Annotated in this window: 7 protein-coding genes; 5 read left to right on the forward strand and 2 right to left on the reverse strand. The window is 74.6% G+C overall.

Translation table 11 applies throughout. The features are described from left to right. Positions 1 to 689: trypsin-like serine peptidase (locus E2C06_RS35445; protein WP_165982893.1), on the forward strand; the 689-nt coding region annotated here is incomplete at its 5' end. A gap of 37 nt (positions 690 to 726) precedes the next feature. Here the strand turns inward: E2C06_RS35445 and E2C06_RS35450 are convergent. Further along, entirely contained in the window at positions 727 to 1,080 is a 354-nt protein-coding gene (locus tag E2C06_RS35450; RefSeq protein WP_241671617.1) for a metallopeptidase family protein, read from the reverse strand. Positions 1,081 to 1,174: 94 nt separating this feature from the next. Between E2C06_RS35450 and E2C06_RS35455 the strand changes: the two genes are divergently transcribed. Then, positions 1,175 to 1,486 (forward strand): 4a-hydroxytetrahydrobiopterin dehydratase, encoded by a 312-nt coding sequence (locus tag E2C06_RS35455; RefSeq protein WP_133293240.1) that lies wholly within the window; start codon positions 1,175 to 1,177, stop codon positions 1,484 to 1,486. Between the two features lie 160 nt (positions 1,487 to 1,646). Here the strand turns inward: E2C06_RS35455 and E2C06_RS35460 are convergent, their stop codons facing one another. Then, a complete protein-coding gene (locus tag E2C06_RS35460; RefSeq protein ID WP_133293241.1) occupies positions 1,647 to 2,153 on the reverse strand; it encodes an Rrf2 family transcriptional regulator in 507 nt (168 codons plus the stop codon). 13 nt (positions 2,154 to 2,166) lie between these two features. Here E2C06_RS35460 and E2C06_RS35465 point away from each other — a divergent pair, with 13 nt between their 5' ends. The 3 genes from E2C06_RS35465 to E2C06_RS38240 all read left to right on the forward strand — a co-directional run. Further along, positions 2,167 to 2,658 (forward strand): MmcB family DNA repair protein, encoded by a 492-nt coding sequence (locus E2C06_RS35465; RefSeq protein ID WP_133293242.1) that lies wholly within the window; start codon positions 2,167 to 2,169, stop codon positions 2,656 to 2,658. A 79-nt stretch (positions 2,659 to 2,737) separates the two neighbouring features. Continuing rightward, positions 2,738 to 3,880 (forward strand): hypothetical protein, encoded by a 1,143-nt coding sequence (locus E2C06_RS35470; protein ID WP_133293243.1) that lies wholly within the window; start codon positions 2,738 to 2,740, stop codon positions 3,878 to 3,880. Between the two features lie 30 nt (positions 3,881 to 3,910). After that, positions 3,911 to 4,412 (forward strand): hypothetical protein (locus E2C06_RS38240; RefSeq protein WP_206664840.1); only part of this gene is annotated, 502 nt, incomplete at its 3' end.

Here is a 4,412-nt window from a genome sequence, read left to right on the forward strand (position 1 = left end):
GGCTGGCCGCGGCGCAGCCGGCGGCCGAGCGCCCGCGGCTGCCCGGCATCGGCGCCGCCGACCCGCGCCGGCCGGTCGATCTCGGCCAGCCGCCCTGGCGGGCGCTCGGCCGGGTGCAGCAGGACCTCGGCAAGCGCTGCTCCGGCGCGCTGGTCGGGCCGCGCCTGGTGCTGACCGCGGCGCATTGCCTGGTGGCGCCGCGAAGCGGCAACCTGGTGCGGCCGGAGAGCCTGCACTTCCTGCTGGCCTACGACCGCGGCCGTTTTGCGGGCCACGGCCGGGTCACCGGCTTCGAGGTCGCGCCCGGCTACCGCCCGGACGGCCGCGGGCCGCGCGGGGCTGACTGGGCGCTGCTGTCGCTGGACGCACCGCTCGGCACCCCGGACCGGGTGCTGCCGCTGCTGGCCATGCCGCCCGCGCCGCGCACCCCGCTGATGCTCGGCGGCTACCAGCAGGACCGGCCGGAGATGCTGCTGGCCGATACCGGCTGCCACGCCATCGGCATGGCGCAGGGCGGGACGCTGCTGTTGCACGACTGCGCCGGCACCCATGGCGCCAGCGGCGCGCCGGTGCTGGCGCAGGGGCCGGACGGGCGCTGGGCGGTGGCCGGCGTCACCTCGGGCGGGCTGGCCGAGGTGGCGATGGGTGTCGCGGTCGCGGCGCAGGGCTTCGCCGCCGCGCTGCGCTGACGGCGCGGCGGGACCAGCCGCGCGCCGCCGCTGCGGGTCAGCCTTCCTCGCCCTCCAGCCGGTCGATATCGGCGTCGGACAGGCCGAAATGGTGGCCGATCTCGTGGATCAGCACGTTGCGGACCAGGCGGAACAGCTCCTCCCCGGTCTCGATCCATTCCAGCAGGATCGGCTCGCGGAACAGCAGGATGGTGTCGGGCGAGAGCGGCACGTCCAGCACGCTCTTCTGGGTCAGCGGCACGCCGCGATAAAGGCCGGTGAGGTCCCAGGGATTGTCGATCCCCATCTCCGCCAGCGTCTCGTCGTCCGGCGTCTCCTCCACCACGATGGCGGTGCCGCGCACCAGGTCGCGCAGCGGGGCGGGGATGGCGGAGAGGGCCGTCTCCGCCATATCCAGGATGTCTTCGAGGCTGGGCGGGGGGCCGTGGCGCATGCCGCCAGCGGAGGCCGTGCCCGGTCCGGCGTCAAGCGCGAAGAGGTGGGGCATGGTGGAGCGACTGGATGCGGCGGCGCGGGCGGGCCTGGCCGAGGCGCTGCCGCAATGGCGGCCGGCGGAGGGGCGCGACGCGATCCGCCGCGAATTCCGCTTCCGCGACTTCTCCGAGGCCTGGGGCTTCATGACCCGGGTGGCGCTGCTGGCCGAGGCGCAGGACCATCACCCCGAATGGTCCAATGTCTGGAACCGGGTGGAGATCCTGCTGAGCACGCATGACGCCGGCGGCCTCTCGGCGCGCGACATCCGGCTGGCGCGGGCGATAGACGCCCTGCTGGGCGAGGGCGACCGCGGACAGGCGTGAAGGCCCGGGCGCGCGAACCTGCCGCGGCGACCACGCATCGCGGCGGATCGACGCCCGGCCGGAACGCCATCCGTCACGGGCCGGAGCGCGGCACCGCCGGTGCCCGCGCCGGGTTGGCGGGGTGCGGCGGCCTCCGGGGCGGGCAGGCGGCCCGCCCGGCCTATTCGGCGACGGCGCGCTGCTCGCGCTCACCGAGTCCTTCGGCGAGCTGGGCGATGGTCGTCCGGCTGAAATCGGCCATCAGGGCCGCCTCCGCCTGGTCGAAGCGCCGCTGCAGCAGCTCCGGCACCACGCGTCCGACGGCGCATTCGAGGTTGGTCTTCTTGTGGATGCCGAGCAATTTCTCCTTCTCGGGGTGGATCGCCCGCCAGACGTCGCGCAGGGTGATCTGCGCGGCGGGGCGGGAGAGCGAGGCGCCACCCGGTCCGCGCTGGACGGAGATGAGCCCCGCCCGAGACAACTGACCGGCGATGCGGCGCACCACCACAGGATTGGTTCCAATGCTCCAGGCCAGCCGCGCACTGGTGGAATCGCCGTCTGAATCGTCGGCGATGAGGAGCAAGATATGGAGAGCGACGGAGAAGCGTGTTGCAATCATGTCCGGGAATGTACGGCTTGCGACAATTGACAGGTTCCCTGAAGAAAGAACAGGGGCCACGGCATGCACGGAGTAGTTTTAAATGATAAATTCGGTCGCCCGTGGCGTGCCGGTCGCAGCGGCCGACCGCACCATGGCGATCTGCCGTGCCGCCACCCTCTTCTGCGCCCTGCGCGGCTGGGTGCCGGTGCCGGAGATGCCGCTGCCCAATGGCCGCCGGGCCGACATCCTGGCCCTGCTGCCGGGCGGCGACTTCGCCATCATCGAGGTGAAATCCTGCGCCCGGGACTATCTCTCGGATGGCAAGTGGCCGGATTACCGGGAGTTCTGCGACCGGCTCTACTTCGCCGTCGACCTCGACTTCCCGCAGGACCTGCTGCCCGGGGATGCCGGTCTGGTGGTGGCCGAGGGGCGGGAAACCGCCCTGCTGCGCGAGGCCCCGGCGCATCCGCTGGCCCCGGCCCGGCGCAAGGCGCTGCTGCAGCGCTATGCCCGGGTGGCGGCCGGCCGGCTCGCCGCGCTCTCGGACCCCGAGACCCATGCCGAGCTGCGCGCCGCGCTGAAGGTCGAATAGGCCGACGCAGGGGCCCAAGGGTTCAGGGGCACCGGGCGGCCGGAACGCTTTATTCATCCGCCGGGTGCAGTCTGGCGCCATGGCCGCGCCCGACACCCTTCCCTGGCTCGCCCGCTACGATGCCGGGAAATACCAGCCCGGCACCTTCCTCGAGCGCGGGGTGATGCTGCCCTTCACCACGCCCGCCCTGCTCGGCGGCCGCATCCGCCCGGGGGAGCGCAAGTCGCCGGAGCTGGTCCTGGCCAATCCGGCGGGGGCGGAAGGGGTCTATATCCTGCCCTGGTCGGGCATGCCGGATGTCTGCACCCCGACGCTGCACGACCGCGCGCTCTGGGGCCGGGTCGCGGAGCTGGCGATCCTGACGCCGCGCACCGTTCGCCAGGCGACCCGGGCGGTGGCGGCGGAAGGCCTGGCCGGCCGCGCCGCCGCCCGCGCGGCGGCGGAGGCCGAGAAGGCCACCCGCGACGCCTGCACCTATACCCATTACCACCTGCTGCTGGAGCTCGTCCGCCAGGGCGACCCGGATGGCCGGGCCGGGACGCTGCGGCCCGGCGACCTGACGGCGCTGGAACAGCGGGCCCGGGCGGTGCTGGTCGCCCGCCGCACCGATGGCAGCCTCAGCCCCGCCTCGGCCTTCGAGGCGCTGGCCGAACTGGCCGAGGTGGTCGAGCCCTGCGGCCTGCCGGGCGACCCGACCCGGGCGCGGCTGCCGCAGCTCGCCGCGGAGATCACCGGGATGATCCAGGACCTGGGCCGCTGGGCCGAGCTGGCCGGCCCGGCCGAGCGGAGCTGCATCCGCCTGCTCTCGGACGGTGCCATGCTGACGCATCGCTGCTTCCGCCTCGCGCTGAAGGCGCTGCAAGACCAGCTCGGCGACCTCTGGACCATGGTGCAGCGCTGGCGCCTGGCGCCGGAGGCGATCTCGGCGCTGGCCGCCCGGCCGGAATGGCTGCTGGATGGCTGGGAGCTGATCTGCGGCCTCTGGCGCGCCGCCGGGGAAAGCCAGCGCGGCGCCGCGCTGCTCGACATGGCGTCGCTGGTGCCGATGATCCCGGCCGAGGTCGGCGACTGGATGGGCTTCGACGCCGCCGGGACGATGGAGGCGCATCGCTCCGGCCTGCGGCAATGGCGGCGGACGGTGCAGCCGAACCAGGACTGGGTGAGCGGCCGCATGCTGGAGCTGACCGCCCGCAACGAGGGCCTGCGGGCGCACTGCGCATGACGAGGCCGGGCCGATGACAGGACGGGGCGCATGAGCGGGGCGGCGCGCGAGCTCCGCCAGCTCGGCCAGGCCGCCGCCGTGGCGGACGATGCCGCGCTGGCCCGGCTGGTGGCGATGCTGGATGCGCTGCCAGACCGCGGCGAGATCGACCGGGTGCTGGACCCGGTGCGTCCGCGGCTGCGGGCACTCGGCCTGCCGCGGCCGCTCGGCCTGCCGCGGCTGCTCTTCCTGCCGCTCGACGGCGCCATCCTGGCGCCGTCCCGCTGGTCGCGCGGCGCCGCCGCGGTGCCGCGCAGCGCGCTGAGGGCCCTGGCCGGCGCGGTGCAGGCGGCGCTGGGGGCGGAGGGCGCAGCGATCGCCGCCGCCTGCGCGCCGCTCTCGACCAACGACCTCGAGGCCATCGCCGGGCTCGGCGCCCGGCTCTGGCCGGCCGCGGCCGGGGCGCTGCCGCAGGCCGTCCCGCCGGGCTGGGCCGCGACCGGCCTGGCACCGGCCGACTATGCGCCGATCGCGTCCCTCTGCCGCCCCGTCT

The sequence above is a fragment of the Dankookia rubra genome (assembly GCF_004355005.1).
GTDB lineage: Bacteria > Pseudomonadota > Alphaproteobacteria > Acetobacterales > Acetobacteraceae > Paracraurococcus > Paracraurococcus ruber_A.

Bases quoted from the DNA above. Each gene is read 5' to 3' on its own strand.
- E2C06_RS35450 (WP_241671617.1), bottom strand. From the start codon at position 1,080: ATGGCGGAGACGGCCCTCTCCGCCATCCCCGCCCCGCTGCGCGACCTG.
- E2C06_RS35455 (WP_133293240.1), top strand. From the start codon at position 1,175: ATGGTGGAGCGACTGGATGCGGCGGCGCGGGCGGGCCTGGCCGAGGCG.
- E2C06_RS35465 (WP_133293242.1), top strand. From the start codon at position 2,167: ATGATAAATTCGGTCGCCCGTGGCGTGCCGGTCGCAGCGGCCGACCGC.
- E2C06_RS35470 (WP_133293243.1), top strand. From the start codon at position 2,738: ATGGCCGCGCCCGACACCCTTCCCTGGCTCGCCCGCTACGATGCCGGG.